Annotated in this window: 19 protein-coding genes and 1 pseudogene; 5 read left to right on the top strand and 15 right to left on the bottom strand. The window is 68.0% G+C overall.

Features of this window, described 5'->3' with window-relative positions:
* On the top strand, nt 1-926 hold a 926-nt coding region (disA, locus tag AC1DTF_RS29640; RefSeq protein WP_477476629.1), incomplete at its 5' end, for a DNA integrity scanning diadenylate cyclase DisA.
* A gap of 5 nt (nt 927-931) precedes the next feature.
* Here disA and AC1DTF_RS29635 read toward each other — a convergent pair.
* Both AC1DTF_RS29635 and AC1DTF_RS29630 read right to left on the bottom strand, forming a co-directional pair.
* Entirely contained in the window at nt 932-1714 is a 783-nt protein-coding gene (locus tag AC1DTF_RS29635; protein WP_477476628.1) for a hypothetical protein, read from the bottom strand.
* A 69-nt stretch (nt 1715-1783) separates the two neighbouring features.
* Nucleotides 1784-2404, bottom strand: a complete 621-nt coding sequence (locus AC1DTF_RS29630) for a carbonic anhydrase (RefSeq protein WP_057170953.1) — start codon at nt 2402-2404, stop codon at nt 1784-1786.
* Between AC1DTF_RS29630 and AC1DTF_RS29625 the strand changes: the two genes are divergently transcribed.
* On the top strand, nt 2403-3344 hold the full coding sequence (locus AC1DTF_RS29625; protein ID WP_477476627.1) for an HhH-GPD family protein: 942 nt from the start codon (nt 2403-2405) through the stop codon (nt 3342-3344). The two genes, AC1DTF_RS29630 and AC1DTF_RS29625, sit on opposite strands and share 2 nt — an antisense overlap.
* Here the strand turns inward: AC1DTF_RS29625 and AC1DTF_RS29620 are convergent.
* The gene (locus tag AC1DTF_RS29620) at nt 3296-4267 is read right to left on the bottom strand and encodes a helix-turn-helix domain-containing protein (RefSeq protein WP_477476626.1); all 972 of its coding nucleotides are present in this window, start codon (nt 4265-4267) and stop codon (nt 3296-3298) included. The two genes, AC1DTF_RS29625 and AC1DTF_RS29620, sit on opposite strands and share 49 nt — an antisense overlap.
* Nucleotides 4268-4338: 71 nt before the next feature.
* Here AC1DTF_RS29620 and AC1DTF_RS29615 point away from each other — a divergent pair, with 71 nt between their 5' ends.
* The gene (locus AC1DTF_RS29615) at nt 4339-4617 is read left to right on the top strand and encodes a hypothetical protein (RefSeq protein WP_477476625.1); all 279 of its coding nucleotides are present in this window, start codon (nt 4339-4341) and stop codon (nt 4615-4617) included.
* On the opposite strand, the gene AC1DTF_RS29610 is transcribed toward AC1DTF_RS29615, so the two are convergent.
* Entirely contained in the window at nt 4591-5373 is a 783-nt protein-coding gene (locus AC1DTF_RS29610) for an alpha/beta fold hydrolase (RefSeq protein ID WP_477476624.1), read from the bottom strand. The two genes, AC1DTF_RS29615 and AC1DTF_RS29610, sit on opposite strands and share 27 nt — an antisense overlap.
* Nucleotides 5374-5415: 42 nt before the next feature.
* On the opposite strand from AC1DTF_RS29610, the gene mhuD reads away from it, so the two are divergent.
* Both mhuD and AC1DTF_RS29600 read left to right on the top strand, forming a co-directional pair.
* Nucleotides 5416-5727 (top strand): mycobilin-forming heme oxygenase MhuD, encoded by a 312-nt coding sequence (gene mhuD / locus AC1DTF_RS29605; RefSeq protein WP_057170830.1) that lies wholly within the window; start codon nt 5416-5418, stop codon nt 5725-5727.
* Complete coding sequence (locus AC1DTF_RS29600) at nt 5708-7057, top strand: serine hydrolase (protein WP_477476623.1); 1350 nt, start codon at nt 5708-5710, stop codon at nt 7055-7057. The genes mhuD and AC1DTF_RS29600 overlap by 20 nt, the downstream gene beginning before the upstream one ends.
* Here the strand turns inward: AC1DTF_RS29600 and AC1DTF_RS29595 are convergent.
* The 11 genes and pseudogenes from AC1DTF_RS29595 to AC1DTF_RS29545 all read right to left on the bottom strand — a co-directional run.
* A complete protein-coding gene (locus AC1DTF_RS29595; RefSeq protein ID WP_057170829.1) occupies nt 7041-7592 on the bottom strand; it encodes a histidine phosphatase family protein in 552 nt (183 codons plus the stop codon). The genes AC1DTF_RS29600 and AC1DTF_RS29595 overlap by 17 nt on opposite strands.
* A complete protein-coding gene (locus AC1DTF_RS29590) occupies nt 7589-8425 on the bottom strand; it encodes a CbtA family protein (RefSeq protein ID WP_057170828.1) in 837 nt (278 codons plus the stop codon). The genes AC1DTF_RS29595 and AC1DTF_RS29590 overlap by 4 nt, the downstream gene beginning before the upstream one ends.
* Nucleotides 8426-8449: 24 nt before the next feature.
* A complete protein-coding gene (locus tag AC1DTF_RS29585; RefSeq protein WP_057170827.1) occupies nt 8450-8674 on the bottom strand; it encodes a CbtB domain-containing protein in 225 nt (74 codons plus the stop codon).
* Between the two features lie 184 nt (nt 8675-8858).
* Nucleotides 8859-11381: an ATP-dependent Clp protease ATP-binding subunit gene (locus AC1DTF_RS29580; RefSeq protein ID WP_477476622.1), complete on the bottom strand. Its 2523-nt coding sequence runs from the start codon at nt 11379-11381 to the stop codon at nt 8859-8861.
* Between the two features lie 272 nt (nt 11382-11653).
* Complete coding sequence (gene lsr2, locus AC1DTF_RS29575; protein ID WP_057170951.1) at nt 11654-11995, bottom strand: histone-like nucleoid-structuring protein Lsr2; 342 nt, start codon at nt 11993-11995, stop codon at nt 11654-11656.
* Between the two features lie 106 nt (nt 11996-12101).
* Nucleotides 12102-13631, bottom strand: coding sequence for a lysine--tRNA ligase (lysS, locus tag AC1DTF_RS29570; protein WP_057170825.1), 1530 nt, complete (start codon nt 13629-13631; stop codon nt 12102-12104).
* A 15-nt stretch (nt 13632-13646) separates the two neighbouring features.
* Nucleotides 13647-14450: a type III pantothenate kinase gene (locus tag AC1DTF_RS29565; protein ID WP_477476621.1), complete on the bottom strand. Its 804-nt coding sequence runs from the start codon at nt 14448-14450 to the stop codon at nt 13647-13649.
* Nucleotides 14450-14857, bottom strand: coding sequence for an aspartate 1-decarboxylase (gene panD / locus AC1DTF_RS29560; RefSeq protein WP_477476620.1), 408 nt, complete (start codon nt 14855-14857; stop codon nt 14450-14452). The genes AC1DTF_RS29565 and panD overlap by 1 nt, the downstream gene beginning before the upstream one ends.
* Nucleotides 14857-15792, bottom strand: a complete 936-nt coding sequence (gene panC, locus AC1DTF_RS29555) for a pantoate--beta-alanine ligase (RefSeq protein ID WP_057170822.1) — start codon at nt 15790-15792, stop codon at nt 14857-14859. The genes panD and panC overlap by 1 nt, the downstream gene beginning before the upstream one ends.
* On the bottom strand, nt 15789-16712 hold the full coding sequence (locus AC1DTF_RS29550; protein ID WP_477476619.1) for a Rossmann-like and DUF2520 domain-containing protein: 924 nt from the start codon (nt 16710-16712) through the stop codon (nt 15789-15791). Before AC1DTF_RS29550 ends, panC begins: the two co-directional genes overlap by 4 nt.
* Nucleotides 16713-16792: 80 nt before the next feature.
* Nucleotides 16793-17289: pseudogene (locus AC1DTF_RS29545) on the bottom strand (hypothetical protein); the annotation flags it as partial.

The following is a 17289-nucleotide window of genomic DNA, read 5'->3' as shown; positions in this document are numbered from 1 at the left end:
GCTTCAACCTGGACGTCCGCTACGCACCGACCAAACTGCGCGAGCTGTCCAAGATGGACGGCGCGGTGGTGCTCTCCAGTGACGGCACCCGCATCCTCAAGGCCAACGTGCAGCTGGTGCCCGACCCGTCGATCCCCACCGACGAATCCGGCACCCGGCACCGCTCCGCGGAACGCGCCGCCGTGCAGACCGGCTACCCGGTCATCTCGGTCAGCCATTCGATGAGCATCGTGACCGTGTACGCGGCCGGTGAGCGGCACGTCGTGCCCGACACCCCGACCATCCTGTCCCGGGCCAACCAGACCATCGCCACCCTGGAGCGCTACAAGTCCCGGCTCGACGAGGTGAACCGGCAGCTGTCCACCGCGGAGATCGAGGACTTCGTGACGCTGCGCGATGTGATGACGGTGGCCCAGCGTCTGGAGATGGTCCGCCGGATCAGCCTGGAGATCGACGCCGATGTCGTCGAACTGGGCACCGACGGCCGTCAGCTCAAGCTGCAGCTGGAGGAGCTCGTCGGTGGCAACGACACCGCCCGCGAGCTCATCATGCGTGATTATCACGCCAATCCGGATCCGCCGAGCGCCGCCCAGGTGAGCGCCACGCTGGAGGAACTGGATGCCCTCTCGGACAACGAGCTGCTCGACTTCACTGCTCTCGCAAGAGTTTTCGGTTACCCGTCGACCATCGAGGCGCAGGACTCCGCGATGAGTTCACGGGGTTACCGGGCGATGGCGGGCATCCCGCGACTGCAGTTCGCCCATGTCGATCTGCTGGTGCGGTCCTTCGGCTCGTTGCAGGGTGTGCTCGCGGCCAGCGCCACCGACCTGCAGTCGGTGGACGGTATCGGCTCGATGTGGGCCCGCCACATCAGGGAGGGCCTGTCCCAGCTGGCCGAATCGACGATCGCCGACCAGCTGGCCTAGAGCTGTCAGCCCGGCGCCTGTCCGTCACCCTCGTGCGGTGCGTCCGCGGGCGGCGCCGCGTCGGCCGGTGGCGGCGGGGCGGCTTCGGCCAGGACGAACGGCACCGAGGCCGACCGCAGGTTGCCGAGCTGAACCAGCAGGTTGTAGGTGCCCGGCCCGATCGGCTCGCGCGGCAGCGGGCAGTTGGGCGCCGAACCCATCCCGGTCCAGGTGACCTCGGTGGTGACCTGCTCGCCCGGGTTGAACGTCTTGACCAGCGTCTCGTTGGAGGGCGCGCAGTCCAGGTTCGACCACAGGCGGTTGTTGTCCAGCGAGTACACGTAGGCGGCCAGCACGGCGGCCCCGACATCACGCTGGCAGGCGACCAACCCGATGTTGGTCACGACCATGGTGAACTTYGGCTGATCGCCCATCACATAGTCGGGCGCGCTGGTGATGCCCTTGACCGCCAGGGTGGAGTCCGGGCAGTCATCGCCCTCCTGCAGCACCGGGGGCGGAACGACCGCCGTCGTCGGTGTCGGCACCGGCGGCGGGGCCTGCGCGGCCGGCGGAACGACCGGGGTCTTGACACCGGGCTCCTCACCCGGCAGCGGGGTGGGCGGCGGCGCGGCTTCGGTGTTGGCCGACGGATCGGCGGTGGCGCCCTCGGACCCGGTGCTGTTGGCCACCACGACGGCCACGATGGCGGCGACGATGGCGATCACGACCACTGCGACACCTATGGCCAGCGCCCTGCGGCGCCGGTAGATCTCCGGTGGCATCTGGCGCGGGGTCTCGGTGTCTAGCACGACCTCAACGGTAAGCCGCGCTCACGTGTAGTCGTTCGAGGCGTGTCGGCGTGTCGGGTGTGGTATCGGTCAGGCTTCGCCGATATCGCCCAGATGGTGGCGCAGTGCCACCCGGCCGTCGGCCAGGTGATAGGTCAGTCCGACGATCGCCAGGTCGCCCGACTCCACCCGGTCGGCGATGAGTGTCGAGCGGGCCAGCAGCTGGGCGCCGGTCTCGGCGACATGGCGGGCCTCGAACTCGTCGACCCTGGTCAGCCCGTCACGGCGGCCCAGCAGGATGGAGGGCATGACGCGCTCGACGATGTCGCGGATGTAGCCGCCCGGGATGTCGCCCTCGTCGAGTGCGTTCAGCGTGGCCTTCACCGCGCCGCAGCTGTCGTGGCCGAGCACCGCGATCAGCGGCACGTTGAGCACGCCGACGGCGTACTCGATGGAACCGAGCACCGCGGAATCGATGACGTGGCCCGCGGTGCGGACGACGAACATGTCACCGAGGCCCTGGTCGAAGATGAGCTCGGCGGCGACGCGGCTGTCACCGCAGCCGAAGAGCACGGCCGTCGGCTTCTGCGCCTCGGTGAGCCGGGCGCGGTCCTCGATGCCCTGGCTCGGGTGCTCTGGCTGTCCGGCAACGAAACGCTCGTTACCCTCTTTGAGTGCCTTCCACGCGGAGATCGGATTCGAATTGGGCATGACCGTCATTGTGCCCGAGCCTGATGCCGGCATCGACCCGGAGGAGCTACTGGGCTGGTTCGACGTGGCCGAGCGGGACCTGCCGTGGCGGCGACCCGAGGTGACCGCATGGCAGATCCTGGTCAGCGAGTTCATGCTGCAGCAGACCCCGGTGAACCGGGTGGAGCCGATCTGGCTGGCCTGGGTGGCCCGGTGGCCGACGCCGTCGGCCACCGCGGCGGCCGGCCCCGCCGACGTGCTGCGCGCCTGGGGCAAGTTGGGTTATCCGCGCCGGGCCAAGCGCCTGCACGAATGTGCGGTCACCCTGGCCACCGAATACGGCGACGAGGTGCCCTCCGATGTGGAGACCCTGCTGACGCTGCCGGGTGTCGGCGCGTACACGGCAAGGGCCATCGCGTGTTTCGCCTACCGGCAGCGGGTCCCGGTGGTGGACACCAATGTCCGCCGGGTGGTGTCACGGGTGATGCACGGCTGCGCCGAGGCGCCGGCCAGCGCACGCGATCTCGACGAGGTGGCCGCACTGCTGCCCGAAGGCGATGCGGCGCCGCGGTTCTCCGCCGCCCTGATGGAGCTCGGGGCCATCGTCTGCACCGCGCGCTCCCCCAAGTGCGGCCTGTGCCCGTTGCGTGGCTGCCGCTGGCGCAGCGCCGGGTACCCGGCGGCCGCCACACCGGCGCGGCGGGTGCAGCGCTACGCCGGAACCGACCGGCAGTGCCGCGGGCGGCTGCTCGATGTGCTGCGGGCCAGCGCCGCGCCGGTCACCCGGGCACAGCTGGACGTGGTGTGGCTCACCGATACCGCGCAACGCGACCGGGCGCTGGATTCGCTGCTGGTCGACGGGTTGGTCGAGCAGACCGCCGCCGGGCTGTTCGCGCTGGCGGGCGAGGGCGGTCAGGCGGTCGCCTCGCAGGCGTCGTCGCAGGAGAACCTGCGCCGGTAATCCGATGGCGTGACGCCGATGATGCGCCGGAAGTGGTGTCGCAGCAGCGTTGCGGTGCCGAACCCGCAGCGATCGGCCACCCGGTCGATGTCCAGGTCGGTCTCCTCGAGCAGCCGGCGCGCATAGAGCACCCGCTGATCGGTCACCCACTGCATCGGGGTGCGCCCGGTCTCGTCGACGAACCGCCGGGCGAAGGTGCGCGCCGACATGTTTGCGCGCGCCGCGAGGCTCGCGACGGTGTGCGGCTTGTCCAGGTTCACCAGGATCCAATCCAGCTGCGGGGCAAAGCCTTCCGAGTAGCGCACCGGTATCGGCTGGTCGATGTACTGGCGCTGGCCACCGTCGCGCTGCGGCGGCACCACCATCCGTCGGGCGATCTTGTTGGTGACCTCGGCACCCAGTTCGCGGCGCACCAGGTGCAGGCAGGCGTCGATACCCGCGGCGGTGCCCGCGCTGGTGATCAGGTTCCCGTCGTCGACGAACAGCACATTGCGGTCCACCCGTGCCGTCGGATAGGCGGCGGCCAGGTCGTCGGCGTGCATCCAGTGGGTGGTGCACGGCCTGCCGTCCAGCAGGCCCGCCGCACCGGCCAGGAATGCACCGGAGCAGACGGTCAGGACCGTCGAACCGGAGTCCACGGCACTGCGGACCGCGGCCAGCGCTGCGGGCGAGTAGTCGGAGCCACTGATCGCCGGGATGGCCACCAGGTCCGCGCCGACCAGGTCGTCTAGCCCGTGGTCCGGGATGAGGGTGGCACCGACCGCGGTGCGGATGGGCCGGCCGGCTTCCGGTCCGCACACCTTGAAATCGAAGTTGGGGACACCGTCGGAGGAGCGGTCGATGCCGAAGACCTCGCAGATCACGCCGAACTCAAAAATCGCTAGACCGTCCAGCACCAGCACCGATACGCTCGCTATTGCCATGGCAGCATTTTATCTCAAGGTGTCGTTCCTGCCACTGTTGGCCGGATATTTATCAACGGAGACTTACTGCCATGACTACACCACTGAACTACCTCGCACTCATCGCCGTGTTGCTCGCGCCGTTCGCCCTGGCGTGGACGCTCAGCCGGATCGCCCGCCGCACCGGAATCCTGCGGCTACACCTGGACCAGTTCAGCGCCGCGGCGCCCTTCGTCGGCAGGCTTGCCGGCAGCGGTCATCCCGATGACCGCGACGGCCTGCGGGCGATGCACGATATCGATGCCATCCGGACCCGCTTCGAGGATCAGCCGTCCTGGCCGGCCTCAAGCGCCTCGGGCGAGCGCCGATAGGAACGACTCCACGGCCTCGCGGTACACCTCCGGCGCATCATCGTGGATCAGATGACCCGCACCCGGAACGTGCAGATATGTTGTCCGGTAACCGGTCTCGTGCATCTGCCGCATCTGGCCCGGCGGCGCGACGGTGCCACCGGCCTCCAGCAGCAGCACCGGGGCGCGCACCGCCTGCCACTGCGGCCAGTAGTCGCGGACGCCCCACTGGGCGGCGATCTCGATCCAGCGGGCGGTGTGCCCGTGCAGCCGCCAACCCGTCTCGGTCCGGTCGAACGCCTCCAGGAAGTACTGCCCGGCGACCGGCCCGAACTCCTGATAGACCTGCTGCGCGGAGCCGAACTCGACGGGCAGCGCCTGCAGCCAGGGCTCCCACGGGCCGGTGGTTCGGCCCCGGAAGTCCGGCGCCATGTCCTCGACCACGACGGCGCTCACCAGATCCGGGCGCTCGGCGGCCAGACACCAGGAGTGCAGCCCGCCCATCGAATGCCCGACCAGCGTCACCGGGCGGCCCAGCGAGGCCACCGCCGCCCCGAGATCCTCGACGAAACGCTCGGTGCTGACCGGGTGCGGATCGCTGACATCACGGCCGCGGTGCCATGGCGCGTCGTAGGTGTACACCGGGCCGAACCGGGTCAGCCACGGCAGCTGCCGCGACCACGTGCTGCCGCGGCCCATCAGCCCGTGCACCAGCACGAGTGGCTCGCCGCCGGTGTCCTCGGCGCCGCCGCGGGAAGTGAGTAGAGCGCTCCGCATGCCGCCATCCTGCCGCGACCGGGTCCGGGTAGCCTGAACCGCATGCCCGTCGTGAAGATCAATGCCATCGAGGTACCGGCCGACGCAGGCCCGGAGCTGGAGAAGCGGTTCGCTCATCGCGCACACGCCGTGGACAACCAGCCCGGCTTCCTCGGCTTCCAACTGCTGCGCCCGGTCAAGGGCGAGAACCGCTACTTCGTGGTCACCCAGTGGGAGTCCGATGAGGCGTTCCAGGCGTGGGCCCAGGGGCCGGCCGTCGAGGCACACGCCGGACAGCAGACCAAGCCGGTTTCCACCGGCGCGTCACTGCTGGAGTTCGAGGTTGTGTTGGACGTTGCGGGGACTGGCAAGTAGCACGCCGCGGCGCGCGCTCGGTGCCGGCGCGCTGGCCACCGCCGTGGTCCTGCTCGCCACCAGCTGCGCACACACCGGCCCGCCGGTCGCCGAGGCGGCGTACGGCATGCACATCGACACCAACACCCCACAGGGGCTGCGCGCCAAGCAGCTGCTGGACATGGTCAACTCCGACTGGCCGATCGGCACCGTGACGGTCGGCACGCTGGCCGAACCCCAGATGGTCGAACCGGTCGGCGCGGCGATGGACCGGTTGTGGGCGGACCGCCCGATCACCGTGACGGCCATATCGCTGGGTGCCGGGCAGGCCACGCTGCACGTCCGGAACTCCTACAGCGTCGGGCAGACCGTCACGATGCGCACCGGCGACAGCGGCCTGGTCGATCGCTTCGAGGTCGAGATCGACAAGCCGACCATCCGGCAGTGGCCCGATGTCGATGCCGAGATCGCCGAGTCCGGCGCCGGCTACGCCTATCAGGTGTCCAAGGTCTCCGGCGGCGAGTGCACCGAGGTGGCCGGCACCGACGTCGACCGGCCGATGCCGCTGGCATCCATCTTCAAGCTCTACGTGCTACTCGCGGTCGCCCAGGCCGTCAACGACGGAACGCTGCGCTGGGACGAACAGCTCACCATCACCGAGGCGAACAAGGCGGTCGGCTCCGCCGGTTTCAACGATCTCGAACCCGGCGCCAAGGTATCGGTGAAAGATGCTGCGCAGCAGATGATCTCGGCCAGCGACAATATGGCCACCGACATGTTGATGGCCCGCCTCGGTCCGGGAGGGGTCGAGCGCGCCCTGGTCACAGCACGTCACCACGACCCGTCGTCCATGACCCCCTTCCCCAGCACCTACGAGCTGTTCGCCATCGGCTGGGGAAAACCAGACGTCCGCGAGGAATGGAAGACGGCCTCGCGTGCGCACCGGGCCGAGATGCTCGAGCACACCAGAGCCCTTCCCTACGAACCGGATCCGATGCTCAACCGGACGCCGGCATCGCCCTACGGCATCGAGTRGTACGGCACCCCGATGGACATCTGCCGTGTGCACGCCGCGCTTCAGGTCGCCGCCCACGGGCCGGCCGCACCGGTACGCGACATCCTCTCGGCGACTCCCGGAATCGAACTGGACCGCTCGAAGTGGAGCTATGTCGGCGCCAAGGGCGGGAACCTCCCCGGCGATCTGACCTTCAGCTGGTACGCCGAGGACCGCGCCGGCCAGGGGTGGGTGGTGAGCTACCAGCTCAACTGGCCGGAGTACCGGAGCCTGACCGCGGCGACCTGGCTGCTGTCGATCGCCACGCAGTCATTCGATCTCATCCCGGCGACCTGAGCGTCCAGGCGTGCCCACGGTAGTGCATGGTGGTGACGCTGGCGGGCTCGATGTCGATGCGCCAGAACGACTTCGGTGGTGCATTCAGGACGTGCACGATGGCCGCCCGGATCACGGCCGGATGCGTCACGGCCAGCAGGCGTCCGCGCCGTAGCGCGACGGCGTCCATCCACTCCCCGACCCGCCTGCACAGGGTGAGGATCGATTCCCCGCCGTGCGGGGCCGCCGTCGGATCGGTGAGCCAGGTGGTCATCTCGGCGGCACCGACCTGGTCGAGTGCACTGCCGCGCCAGCGGCCATGGTCGAGGTCTGCGATACCCGACTCGATGAGGGCCTGCACACCCAACTGCCCGGCGGTCTGCACCGTCCGCTGTTCCGGTCCGCATACCGCCGCGTCGAACGTTCCGAGTCCGGTACAGCCGCCGACCTGACGGCGGCCGAGATCATTGAGGGGCTCGTCGGTGGGAAATCGTCCGGCCGCCATCGCATCGGTCATGCCATGCGATACGAGAGTCAGCCGGACGACCTCACTCACACGGTGACTTCGTCGCGTTGCCTCTGGTCGAGCAGACGCGACACCAGCGCGGCGAACACCAGGCCGATGGTCGTCCACATCACGACCTGGGTGCCCAGCGAGTAGAGCCGGAACTCGTAGAGGTCATCGGCCGGGAAGGCACCGAAGAGGATGGTGCCCGCATCGTCGGTGATCGGTCCGGGTGTCTCGGAGATGGTCGGCATCAGCAGGAACACCACGGCCATCGACACGATGTAGTCGGCTGCGCCGAGCAGCGAGGCGTTCCACGCACCGAACTTGGGCGCCAGCTTGCGGGCCAGCAGCACCGACCCGACCAGCAGCGCCGCCGAGAGCACCGTCAACAACAGGTACAGCAGCGTGCGCTGCTGAATCGTCTCGTCCAGGCTGACCGCGGGCGGGTTCGGCGGGTATTTCAGCGACGGCACGATCCACAGCGAGATCAGCATGCCACCGGCCAGCAGCACCGCGGTGGCCCGGGCAGACAACGCTGATTCCCCGGTCGCTGCGCTCCTGCCCGCCGGTCCGGCGATCCGTCCGTAGGCCACACAGAAAAGCACCGCGAGCAGTGCGCCCATGGCGACGCTGAACGCCACCAGCCCGAAGCCGAGGCCGATCGTGGACTGCACGGTGCGGGTGATCTCGATGCCACCTTCGGCGCCGTGCTCGTGGGCATGGCCACCGTGCTCGATCGCCTCATGGGCTGCGCTGACGCCGTCCTCGAACTCGATCGCGCGGTCGATGACCGGTTCGATGAAGATCCAGGACCAGATGAATGCGAGTACACCGCCGAGGGCGCCGGCCAGCAGGCCGCGCCCGATGATTCTTTTTTCCATCGGAGTTGTTTCTGCTTCCGGCGTCTAGTGGCAGGGGTAGCCGAGCAGATGCCGGGCGTCGTGCACGAATTCGTGGATGACGGTGTTGGCGCCGAAGACCGACGTCGCACCCTGATCCATCCCGACGAAGTAGAGCACGAGCAGTGCGAGGAAGGCGGTCGCCGACAGCCACACCACCGCAGAGGCGGCGGAGAGGTCGATGGCGCGGGCCCTGGCGCCGAGCGCCTTGGGTGCCTCAGCAGAAGTCATATCCGATCCTTTCGGGAGTTCGCGTCCCAGGTAAAAAGCGGGTTGACAGGCGTCGGGTCTGACTTTCACAGTGGCGCGACCGTTCTGGGATTACACCAGATTCCGTTGTCCGTCGAGAGCAGTACGGATACTACGCCAAAGCCCCCGACCGGATACTCCGGTCGGGGGCTTTGGGTACACAGCGTTACTCGGCCGCGGTGGCCGCCAGGTCCGCCTCGTCGGTGGAGGCAGCACGCTGCCGTCCGGCGAAGGTGAACTTGGCGTTCTCGCCGGCGCCCTCACCGTCCCAGCCTTCGACGTCGACGGTGACGACCTGACCCGGACCGACCTCGTCGAACAGGATCTTCTCGCTCAAAGCGTCCTCGATCTCACGCTGGATGGTGCGGCGCAGCGGCCGCGCACCCAGCACCGGATCGAAGCCCCGCTTGGCCAGCAGCGACTTCGCCTGATCGGTGAGCTCCATCGTCATGTCCTTGGCAGCGAGCTGCTTGGACACCCGCCCGATCATCAGGTCGACCATCTCGATGATCTCCTGCTGAGTCAGCTGGTGGAAGACGATGATGTCGTCGATACGGTTCAGGAACTCCGGGCGGAAATGCTTCTTCAGCTCGTCGTTGACCTTGAGCTTCATCCGCTCGTAGTTGTTCTCGCCGCCACCCTGGGTGAAGCCGAGCCCGACCGCCTTGGAGATGTCCGAGGTACCGAGGTTGGACGTGAAGATCAGCACGGTGTTCTTGAAGTCGACCGTACGACCCTGACCGTCGGTGAGACGGCCGTCCTCCAGCACCTGCAACAGCGTGTTGTAGATCTCCTGGTGGGCCTTCTCGATCTCGTCGAASAGCACSAYCGAGWACGGSTTGCGGCGCACCYKCTCGGTGAGCTGGCCGSCCTCKTCGTAGCCGACGTAGCCCGGAGGGGCACCGAACAGCCGCGACGCGGTGAAGCGGTCGTGGAACTCGCCCATGTCGATCTGGATGAGCGCGTCGTCGTCGCCGAACAGGAAGTTGGCCAGCGCCTTGGACAGCTCGGTCTTACCCACACCGGACGGGCCGGCGAAGATGAACGAGCCGGACGGACGCTTGGGGTCCTTCAGGCCGGCGCGGGTACGCCGGATGGCCTTGCTGACCGCCTTGACGGCGTCCTCCTGGCCGATGATCCGCTTGTGCAGCTCATCTTCCATGCGCAGCAGACGCGTGGTCTCGGCCTCGGTCAGCTTGAACACCGGGATACCGGTCCAGTTACCGAGCACCTCGGCGATCTGCTCGTCGTCGACCTCGGCCACGACATCGAGGTCACCTGAGCGCCACTGCTTCTCACGCTCTGCGCGCTGTGCGACGAGGGTCTTCTCCTTGTCGCGGAGGTTCGCGGCCTTCTCGAAGTCCTGCGCATCGATCGCGGATTCCTTCTCCCGGCGCGCGTCGGCGATCTTCTCGTCGAACTCGCGCAGGTCCGGCGGTGCGGTCATCCGGCGGATGCGCATCCGGGCCCCGGCCTCGTCGATCAGGTCGATCGCCTTGTCCGGCAGGAAGCGGTCGTTGATGTAGCGGTCGGCCAGCGTGGCCGCGGCCACCAGCGCACCGTCGGTGATGGACACCCGGTGATGCGCCTCGTAGCGGTCGCGCAGACCCTTGAGGATCTCGATGGTGTGCTCGACGGTGGGCTCACCGACCTGCACGGGCTGGAAGCGGCGCTCCAGCGCGGCGTCCTTCTCGATGTACTTGCGGTACTCGTCGAGGGTGGTCGCACCGATGGTCTGCAGCTCACCGCGGGCCAGCTTCGGCTTCAGGATGCTGGCGGCGTCGATCGCGCCCTCGGCGGCACCCGCCCCGACCAGCGTGTGCAGCTCGTCGATGAACAGGATGATGTCGCCGCGGGTGTTGATCTCCTTGAGCACCTTCTTCAGGCGCTCCTCGAAGTCACCGCGGTAACGGCTGCCGGCGACCAGCGAGCCCAGGTCGAGCGTGTAGAGCTGCTTGTCCTTCAGCGTCTCGGGGACCTCGCCGTGCACGATGGCCTGGGCCAGGCCCTCCACGACGGCGGTCTTACCGACGCCGGGCTCACCGATCAGCACCGGGTTGTTCTTGGTGCGGCGGCTCAGCACCTGCATCACCCGCTCGATTTCCTTCTCGCGGCCGATGACGGGGTCGAGCTTGCCCTCCATCGCGGCGGCGGTCAGGTTGCGGCCGAACTGGTCGAGCACCAGCGACGTGGACGGGTTGCCCGCCTCGCCGCCGCGTCCACCGGTACCGGCTTCTGCAGCTTCCTTGCCCTGATAACCGGACAGCAGCTGGATGACCTGCTGGCGCACCCGGGTGAGTTCGGCGCCCAGTTTCACCAGCACCTGGGCGGCGACGCCCTCGCCCTCACGGATCAGGCCGAGCAGAATGTGCTCGGTGCCGATGTAGTTGTGGCCGAGCTGCAGCGCCTCGCGCAGGCTCAACTCGAGCACCTTCTTGGCGCGCGGAGTGAACGGGATGTGGCCGGACGGCGCCTGCTGACCTTGGCCGATGATCTCCTCGACCTGGCTGCGCACGCCTTCCAGGGAAATGCCCAGCGACTCGAGCGACTTGGCCGCTACGCCCTCACCCTCGTGGATGAGGCCGAGCAGGATGTGCTCGGTGCCGATGTAGTTGTGGTTGAGCATCCGGGCTTCTTCTTGGGCCAGGACGACCACCCGACGGGCACGGTCTGTGAATCTCTCGAACATCGGTTTACCTGCGCTTCCTCACATAGGGCGGCCACGTGCGCTGTACATGAGCTGCACAGGGCACCGCACCTGCCGTCCACTCTAGTGGTCGGGGGAAACCCGTGCCGCTCTTGGTGTCCAGCCTTGGTGCCGCCGTTGCAGACATAACGCGCGACGACCGCCGAACGTTTCCCGAAAAGCACCGAGATGAGTTCGCCGTGAGCGAAGAAGCGGAGTGGCCCGGATCAGCCGAGAGACGAGCTGGCTACCGGCAATTATTTTGCGAGGGTCAACTACGTCGCGGCGTGGAATGCGTCGATGACCTCGGCGGGGATACGCCCGCGGGTCGACACATTGTGTCCGTTGCGGCGGGCCCATTCCCGGATGGCCGCGCTCTGTTCCCGATCGATGGCGGCGCGCCCGCGGCCCGTGCCCGCCGAACGGCCCCGGCGGCGGCCACCGACGCGGCGGCCGGCCTCGACCCACTGCTTCAGGTCGCCGCGCAGCTTCGAGGCGTTCTTCGAAGAAAGATCGATCTCGTAGCTCACGCCGTCCAGTGCGAATTCGACGGTCTCATCTGCGGCGGCTTCGCCGTCGAAATCGTCAACTAGTGTGACGGTCACTTTCTTTGCCATATAGCTCACACGACCCTTCTGTGGCCACTCGTAGATTCACCCCGAACCCCTGCGGTAATGCTTGCATACGGATGGAATTCATTCAACAACCACTGCGGATATGCAGTCAGTTTGAGTGTCTGCGCACAATCGGGAACAAAACTGTCTCTCTAATCGTCAGCCCCGTCAATGCCATCAACAGGCGATCAATACCCATTCCGGTACCCGTCGTCGGCGGCATCGCGTACTCCAGAGCGGCGAGAAAATCCTCGTCGAGGCGCATCGCCTCATCGTCGCCTGCGGCGGCTGCGGCGGCCTGCGCGACAAAACGTTCGCGCTGAATCACCGGGTCGATGAGCTCGGAGTAACCGGTGGCCAATTCGAATTTACGCACATAGAGATCCCACTTTTCGGTGACGCCGGGAATGCTGCGGTGAGCACGTGTCAGCGGGCTCGTCTCCACCGGGAAGTCACGGACGAAGGTGGGCGCCCACAGGGTTTCACCGACGGTGTGTTCCCACAGTTCCTCGACCAATTTCCCGTGTCCATAACCGCGATCGGCGGGAATCTCGACCTCGAGACGTTCGGCGATGGACAACAGATGTTGCAGGCTGGTCTCCGGCGTTATCTCTTCACCGAGTGCCGCCGACAGCGACGGATACATTTCCAGCGTCTGCCATTCGCCGTCCAAGTCATACGTACTGCCGTCGGGTAGCTGGACCTCGCGCGTACCAAGGGCCTCGTCGGCCACTTCTTGAATCAGCTCACGGGTGACGGTGGCCGAATCGTCATATGTGCCATAGGCCTGATAAGTCTCCAGCATCGCAAATTCCGGGGAATGTGTGGAATCCGCACCTTCGTTTCGAAAGTTCCGATTCAACTCGAAAACCTTCTCGAATCCGCCGACGAGACACCGCTTGAGGAACAACTCCGGCGCGATTCGCAGATACAGATCGGCGTCGAGGGCATTGGAGTGCGTGACGAACGGCCTGGCGGCCGCGCCGCCGGGCAGGGTCTGCAGCATCGGCGTCTCGACCTCGAGGAACCCGCGGCGCTCCAGTGCCGACCGCACCGCACGCACCACCGCGATGCGCTGCCGGGCAACGGCACGCGCCTCGGGACGGACGATCAGGTCGACGTAGCGTTGCCGGACCCGGGATTCTTCGCTCATCTCCTTGTGGGCCACCGGGAGCGGCCGCAATGCCTTGGAGACTATTTGCCAGGAATCTGCCAGCACAGACAGCTCGCCGCGCCGTGAACTGATGACCTGTCCATGCGCGAAGACGATGTCGCCGAGGTCGACGTCCGCCTTCCAGGCATCGAGCGATTCCTGGCCCACCTCGGCCAGGCTGATCATCAGCTGCAGCTGGGTCCCGTCGCCGTCCTGCAGGGTGGCGAAACACAGCTTCCCGGAGTTGCGGGCGAACACGACCCTGGCCGCGACCCCGACGATGTCGCCGGTCTGGGTGTCCACCGGCAGATCCGGGTACGCGGCCCGCAGTTCGGCCAGCGAATGGGTGCGCGCCACCTGCACCGGGTACGGGTCACGCCCCTCGGCGAGCAGGCGCTCACGCTTGGCCTGACGGATCCGGTACTGCTCCGGGGTGTCGTCGTGCTCGGGCTGGGTGGGTGCGGCCGGATCGTCAGAAGAACTCACGAACAGCCAGCTTAATCAGCGTCGGCCGCGCTGGTTGTCGCGGTTGCGCTCGAACACCAGCCGCAGCCCCTGCAACGTCAGGTGCTGGTCGTAATGCCCGACGGTGCGCAGATCGGGCAGCACCAGTGGCGCGGAGTTCCCGGTCGCGACCACCGCGACGTCGCTGCCCCCGAAACCGTCCACATCGGCGCGGATGCGGTCCACCAGACCGTCGACCAACGAGGCGAAGCCGAAGATCGCGCCGGCCTGCATGCACTCCACGGTGTTCTTGCCGATCACCGAACGCGGACGGGTCAGTTCCACGCGCCGCAGCGCCGCCGACCTTGCCGCCGCGGCATCGGAGGACACCTGCACGCCCGGGGCGATGGCGCCGCCGAGGAACYCCCCCTTGGCCGACACCACGTCGACACAGATGGAGGACCCCAGGTCGACCACGATCGCCGGCGAGTTGTACTTGTGAAAAGCGGCCAGGCAGTTGACGATCCGGTCCGCACCGACTTCCTTGGGGTTGTCCACCAGCAGCGGGATACCGGTACGCACCCCGGGCTCGATGAGGACGTGCGGCACCGCGGGCCAGTACTGCTCCAGCATCAGCCTGATCTCGTGCAGCACCGAGGGCACGGTCGACAGCGCCGCCGCACCCGTCAACCGCTCCACATCGTCACCGACCAGACCGTCGATGGTGAGCGCCAGCTCGTCGGCGGTCACCTCGGATTCGGTCCGTATCCGCCAGTGCTGCACCACCTTGGCGTTCTCGCCCGCACCCGAGATCAGCCCGACGATGGTGTGCGCGTTACGGACGTCTATGGCCAGCAGCATCAGCGGGGCGACATCAGGCCGGCCGCATCCGCCGGCACGAAGGCGGGATCGGTACCCAGGTCGATCTGACGGTTCCCGGCGTCGACGAAGACGATCCTGGGCTGGTACTCGCGGGCCTGCGCGTCCTCCATGGTGCCATAGGCGATGAGGATGACCAGATCTCCGGGATGTATCAGATGCGCTGCGGCACCGTTGATCCCGATGACACCACTGCCGCGCTCACCGGTGATGGCGTAGGTGACCAGTCGGCTGCCGTTGTCGATGTCGACGATGGTGACCTGCTCGCCTTCGAGCAGGTCCGCCGCATCCATCAGGTCCGCGTCGATGGTCACCGAACCCACGTAGTGCAGGTCGGCCTGGGTGACCGTGGCACGGTGGATCTTGGACTTCAGCATGGTCCGTAACATCAGTTCCTCCAGGGCAATTCGTGTTCGTCGTACGCGACATCCGGACCGTCGCCCGAGGGCACGCCGATGTCGATGGCGATGTTGTCCAGCAGTCGGGTGCCGCCCAGGCGAACCGCCACCAGCAGGCGGGCCGCGCCGGTCTGCGGCGCCGGGCCCAGCCAGGTGTTGCGGACCTCCAGATAGTCGACGCTGATCGCCGGTACCTCGTCGAGCACGGCCCGCGCGGCGTCCAGTGCGGCGTCCACACCCTCGCCCGCGGCGTACATGCCGGCCAGCAGTGCCGACGGTATGGCACAGGCCTGCTCACGCTGCACCTCGTCGAGGTAGCGGTTACGCGAGGACATCGCCAGTCCGTCGGCCTCCCGCACGATCGGCACCCCGACGATGCGGGCGCCGAGGTTCAGGTCGTCGGCCATCTGCCGGATCAGCACCAGTTGCTGATAGTCCTTCTCGCCGAAGAACGCGCGATCCGGCCCGACGATCTGCAGCAGTTTCATGACGACGGTCAGCATCCCGGCGAAATGCGTGGGCCGGGAAGCGCCTTCGAGTTCTGCACCCAGCGGCCCGGGGTGCACGCTGGTGCGCGGTCCCGACGGGTACATGTCCGCCGCGGTCGGGGTGAAGGCGATCTGCACTCCCTCGCCCCGTAGCGCCGCGAGATCGTCTTCCAGGGTGCGCGGGTAGGCGTCGAGATCCTCCCCGGCACCGAACTGCAGCGGATTGACGAAGATCGAAACCACCACCACCGCACCGGGAATGCGCTTGGCATGACGGACCAGCGTGAGGTGGCCCTCATGCAGGGCGCCCATCGTCGGCACCAGCATGACCCGCTTGCCGGTCCCGCGCAGCGCCCTGGTGACGTCCGCGACATCGGCGGGCCGGGTATAGACGTTGAGCTCTCCGGCGGCGAAGGCCGGCGGTTTGCGGACGGTCACTTCTGTCCCGTCCCGGGTGTGGTGAGCACGTCGAACACGTCCTTCGGTGCGTGCGCCCGCTGGGCGGTGCGCAGTGAATTGGACCGATATGCCTGGGCCAGTTGGGGATCCACCTCACCGAAGGCGCGCAGATGACCGGCCACCGCGGCCGCGTCGCCGCGCGCCACCGGACCCGTCAGCGCCGCCTGGCCGCGCCGCAGCGCGTTCTCCAGCGACGCCCTTGCCAGCGGGCCGATGATGCGTTCGGCGATCCCGCCGGGTGCGTCACCGACGAGTTCCTGGCCGAGGAGCTCCTGGCCGCGCAGCGCGGACCGAAGTGCCTCGACCGCGTCGAGTGCGACGGTGACGAGGTGGTTGCTGGCATGCGCCAGGGCCGAGTGGTACAGCATGCGCGCGTCTTCGGGGACCCGGAACGGTTCTCCGCCGATCTCCAGCACCAGCGCCTGGCCGATCGCGTAACCGATCTCGTCGAGCGCGGTGACGCCGAAACAGGTGTCCGGCAGCCGGGCGATGTCCTCATCGGAACCGGTGAACGTCATCGCGGGGTGGATGGCCAGCGGGATGCAACCCTGTGCCGTCAACGGCTCCAGCACGCCGACCCCGTTCATCCCGGAGGTGTGCACCACGATGGTGCCGGGGCGTACCGCGTCGGTGGCGGCCAGCCCGGAGATCAGCGCATCGAGTTCGGCATCGGGCACCGCGAGCAGCAGCAACTCGGCCCGCCCGGCCACGTCCTGCACGGGCAGCACCGCGGTGTCGGGGAGTCTGGCGGCCGCGCGTTCACGGGACTGGTTGGAGATGGCGCTGCAGGCCACCACCACGTGCTCGGCGCGCTCGAGCGCCACGCCGAGAGCGGTTCCCACCCGGCCGGCCGAGATGATGCCGACAGTGAGCCGCGCTGGACGGAGTCCGTCGACCATGACAGACGACCTCGCAAATTCAGTCGTGATAAACGTTGCGGTCCCTTATACGGGTACCGCACGGTCGGGGTGAGCCTAGCTCACTCCTCGCGGCGACGGCGCCGGCCACCGCCGGTGGGGGTTGCCTGCAGGCGGGAGAGCAGTTCGGAGACCGGCTGACCACCTGCATGCTGGCCGCCCTCGGGTTCCGGCTGTTCGCGCTGGAGTTCTTCGGCACCACGGTGGCGGGGCGCCGGCGGTGGGGTGGGTGTCTGCGCGGGCGGCGGCGTGGGCGCCTGCACCGGGGGTTCGCGGTCCGGCTGGGCCGCCCGCCGGGTGCGCGGCGGAGCGGACGGAGGTGGCGGCGGCGGACCGGTTTCGCCGGGCACCGAGTGCCGCGCGCGGCGCGGCGGCTGGGCCGATTCGGCGTCCGAGCCGTAGTGGCGGCCACGGCGGTCCGGGGTTTCCGGGGCGGGCTGCTCTGCCCGGGGTGCGGGCTCCGGCGCCGGACGCGGGGATGCCGGTGGCTCGGGATGGCGCACCGGCGGGGCGGGCTGGGGTCCCCAGGTGGCGGCCGGGGCGGGCGACCACTGGGCGG

The sequence above is a fragment of the Mycobacterium sp. P4_H6 genome (assembly GCF_056400845.1).
The sequence above is the reverse complement of the archived record's forward strand: the minus strand, read 5'-3'. Positions and strand labels throughout refer to the sequence as shown.

Bases quoted from the DNA above. Each gene is read 5' to 3' on its own strand.
- AC1DTF_RS29625 (WP_477476627.1), top strand. From the start codon at position 2,403: ATGACCGTCATTGTGCCCGAGCCTGATGCCGGCATCGACCCGGAGGAG.
- AC1DTF_RS29630 (WP_057170953.1), bottom strand. From the start codon at position 2,404: ATGCCCAATTCGAATCCGATCTCCGCGTGGAAGGCACTCAAAGAGGGT.
- AC1DTF_RS29620 (WP_477476626.1), bottom strand. From the start codon at position 4,267: ATGGCAATAGCGAGCGTATCGGTGCTGGTGCTGGACGGTCTAGCGATT.
- AC1DTF_RS29615 (WP_477476625.1), top strand. From the start codon at position 4,339: ATGACTACACCACTGAACTACCTCGCACTCATCGCCGTGTTGCTCGCG.
- AC1DTF_RS29610 (WP_477476624.1), bottom strand. From the start codon at position 5,373: ATGCGGAGCGCTCTACTCACTTCCCGCGGCGGCGCCGAGGACACCGGC.
- mhuD (WP_057170830.1), top strand. From the start codon at position 5,416: ATGCCCGTCGTGAAGATCAATGCCATCGAGGTACCGGCCGACGCAGGC.
- AC1DTF_RS29590 (WP_057170828.1), bottom strand. From the start codon at position 8,425: ATGGAAAAAAGAATCATCGGGCGCGGCCTGCTGGCCGGCGCCCTCGGC.
- AC1DTF_RS29585 (WP_057170827.1), bottom strand. From the start codon at position 8,674: ATGACTTCTGCTGAGGCACCCAAGGCGCTCGGCGCCAGGGCCCGCGCC.
- lsr2 (WP_057170951.1), bottom strand. From the start codon at position 11,995: ATGGCAAAGAAAGTGACCGTCACACTAGTTGACGATTTCGACGGCGAA.
- panD (WP_477476620.1), bottom strand. From the start codon at position 14,857: ATGTTACGGACCATGCTGAAGTCCAAGATCCACCGTGCCACGGTCACC.
- AC1DTF_RS29550 (WP_477476619.1), bottom strand. From the start codon at position 16,712: ATGGTCGACGGACTCCGTCCAGCGCGGCTCACTGTCGGCATCATCTCG.